2 protein-coding genes are annotated in these 2964 nt (G+C 64.4%); one reads left to right on the top strand and one right to left on the bottom strand.

Features of this window, described 5'->3' with window-relative positions:
* Window positions 1-609, bottom strand: a 609-nt coding sequence (locus Q0R23_RS14235) for an ATP-dependent metallopeptidase FtsH/Yme1/Tma family protein (RefSeq protein WP_366520442.1), incomplete at its 3' end; no start/stop codon positions are given.
* Between the two features lie 266 nt (window positions 610-875).
* Between Q0R23_RS14235 and dnaK the strand changes: the two genes are divergently transcribed.
* Window positions 876-2753, top strand: a complete 1878-nt coding sequence (dnaK, locus tag Q0R23_RS14230; RefSeq protein ID WP_293914025.1) for a molecular chaperone DnaK — start codon at window positions 876-878, stop codon at window positions 2751-2753.
* The last annotated feature ends 211 nt before the right edge of the window (window positions 2754-2964 follow it).

Below are 2964 nucleotides of genomic sequence, written 5' to 3'. Positions count from 1 at the left end.
CTTACCGGAACCGGGGGGGCCGACAAGCAAAATACCGTGGGGAATCCTCGCTCCAAGCGCGTGATACTTTTCCGGGTGCTTGAGGAAGTCGACGACTTCGGTGAGGTCGGCCTTGGCCTCGTCGCAGCCCGCCACGTCGGCAAAACTGACCTTGACCTGGCCCTCCTGAAACACGTTGGCCCGCGATTTGCCGAACTGGTTGGCCGGATCGCTGCCCTGGTTGCTGCGGTTGCGCAACAAAATGAACAGCAGCACGGCGATCAAGCCGACGGTCAGCAGCGTGCTCAGTGCCGTGACCCAGTTCAGGCGGCCCACCTGGGCGATGCTGACGTTCACCCCGGCTTTCTGAAGCGCCGTGATATCGAGCAGCGGGTCGCTGGCCAGGGTGCGGGTCGAGTACTGGACCCCGCCCTTGAGGGTGCCGCCCAGCACGGCGGTGTTGCCGCTGTACTGGATGCCCAGCGACTGCACCTCGCCCCGCGTCAGGGCGCTTTGAAACTGATCTAGGCCCAGTGACGTGACCGGGGTACGCGGCATGGTCAGGCTGACGACGGCCAGGAGGAGGAGCGCCGCGCCGAGCAACCACAGGGGCCAGACCACACGTTTCATATCTGTGAAGTCTACGCCCTTGCCGGGAGCTGACTGTAACGGTTGGGACGGCTGGACGGGCGCCAGATAGCGGGCGCCAGATAGACGGGCGCCAGATAGACAAAGAGGGCGACCTGGCACCCACATTCACGCTTTCTTGACCCTGGCCCCAGATATGAGTGTAGTGCGCTCAAGTCTGTTGACTACAGGCAAGTGTAGGCTTATGATGTGGAGCGTTCAGAACTGTTTGCTCATCGGCGAACAGAATTCCCCCCACGAGGTACACCATGCCCAAAGCAATCGGAATCGATCTCGGCACCACCAACAGCGTCATCTCCGTCATGGAAGGCGGACGCCCCGAAGTCATCGTCAACGCCGAGGGGGCACGCACCACGCCCTCCGTCGTCGCCTACAAGGGCGAGGAGCGCCTGGTCGGTCAGATCGCCCGCCGCCAGGCCGCGCTCAATCCCCAGGCCACCCTCTTTGAAGTCAAGCGCTTCATCGGGCGCCGCTGGGATGAGGTCGCCGAGGAGGCCGCCCGCAGCCCCTTCAAGGTCAAGGAAGGCCCCGGCGGCAGTGTACGTATTGAAGTGGGCGGCAAGGATCTGGCGCCGGAGCAGGTCAGCGCCGAGGTGCTGCGCAAGCTGGTCAACGACGCCTCGGCCAAGCTGGGCGAGAAGATCAAGGATGTGGTCATCACCGTGCCCGCGTATTTTGACAACTCTCAGCGCGAGGCGACCCGCCAGGCCGGTGAGATCGCGGGCCTGAACGTGCTGCGCGTCATCAACGAGCCCACGGCGGCGGCGCTCGCCTACGGCCTGGACCGCAAGGGCAACGAGACCGTGCTGGTCTTCGACCTCGGCGGCGGCACCTTCGACGTGACCATCCTCGAACTCGGTGACGGCGTATTCGAGGTGAAATCCACCTCCGGCGACACCCACCTGGGCGGCGCGGACTTCGACCAGCGCATCGTGAACTGGCTCTCCGACGAGTTCAAGAAAGAGCACAACTTCGACCTGCGCAAAGACCCCCAGGCCCTCCAGCGCCTGATCGAAGCCTCCGAGAAGGCCAAGATCGAGCTGAGCAACGCTTCCGAGACGGCCATCAGCCTGCCGTTCATCACCTTCGACCCGGAGAACCGGACCCCGCTACACCTGGAGCGCAGCCTCAGCCGCGCCAAGTTCGAGGAGCTGACCGGCGATCTGCTGAGGCGCGTGCGTGAGCCGGTGCAGCGTGCCCTGGCCGACGCCAAGCTCGACGCCTCCAAGATCGACGAGGTGATTCTGGTCGGCGGCAGCACCCGTATTCCGGCGGTCAAGCGCATCGTCAAGGAACTCATCAACAAGGAGCCCAACGAATCGGTCAACCCCGACGAGGCCGTGGCCCTGGGCGCCGCCGTGCAGGCGGGCATCATCGGCGGCGACAGCGCGCTGGGCGACATCGTGCTGGTCGACGTGACGCCGCTGACGATGGGCGTGGAGGTCAAGGGCGGCATGATCGCGCCGATGATTACCCGCAACACCACCGTTCCGGCCAAGAAGACCGAGATCTACACCACCGCCGACAACAACCAGCCGGGCGTGGAGATCAACGTGCTTCAGGGCGAGCGCCCGATGGCGGCGGACAACAAGTCGCTGGGCCGCTTCAAGCTCGAAGGCATTCCGCCGATGCGGGCCGGTCAGCCGCAGATCGAGGTGACCTTCGACATCGACGCCAACGGCATTCTGCATGTCACGGCCAAGGAGAAGACTAGCGGCAAGGAGAGCAGCATCCGGATCGAGAACACCACCACCCTCGACAAGGGCGACGTGGACCGGATGGTGCGCGAGGCCGAGCAGAACGCCTCCGCCGACAAGGAGCGCCGTGAGAAGGTCGAGAAGCGCAACGCCCTAGATAGTCTGCGCGTTCAGGCTGGCCAGCAGCTCGAGGAGAACGAGGGCGCCGATCAGGCCGCCAAGGATAAGCTCAAGGCCGCCGCCGACGCTGCCGAGGAAGCCATCCGCTCGGACGACGATAGCAAGATTGCCGAGGCCCAGAAGGTGCTGGAAGAGGAGCTGCGCGGCTTCATGACGGCGGCCCAGAGCGCCGCTCAGGCTGGACCGCAGGCCGGTGCCGCGCCCAAGGACGACGACGTGATCGACGCCGATTTCAAGGCCGCCGAGTAAGCGCCGCCGAGTAAGCACGAGCCTTCAAATCGCAGCGCCGGACGACGCAGGAGTGATGAGCCGGGAGCAATGGTGCCCACTCGTCACTCCTTTTTTCTGAACAACCAACGCCTGAACACAGAGGACGACCCATGACCAAAGACGATCACCCCGCCGAGAACATCAAGCCCAGTGCTGAGAAAAGCAGTCCCGAACAGACCCTGGAGCGCGA

Source organism: Deinococcus sp. (assembly GCF_025362455.1).
Lineage (GTDB): Bacteria > Deinococcota > Deinococci > Deinococcales > Deinococcaceae > Deinococcus.
This window is presented reverse-complemented; position numbering and strand designations above follow the sequence as displayed.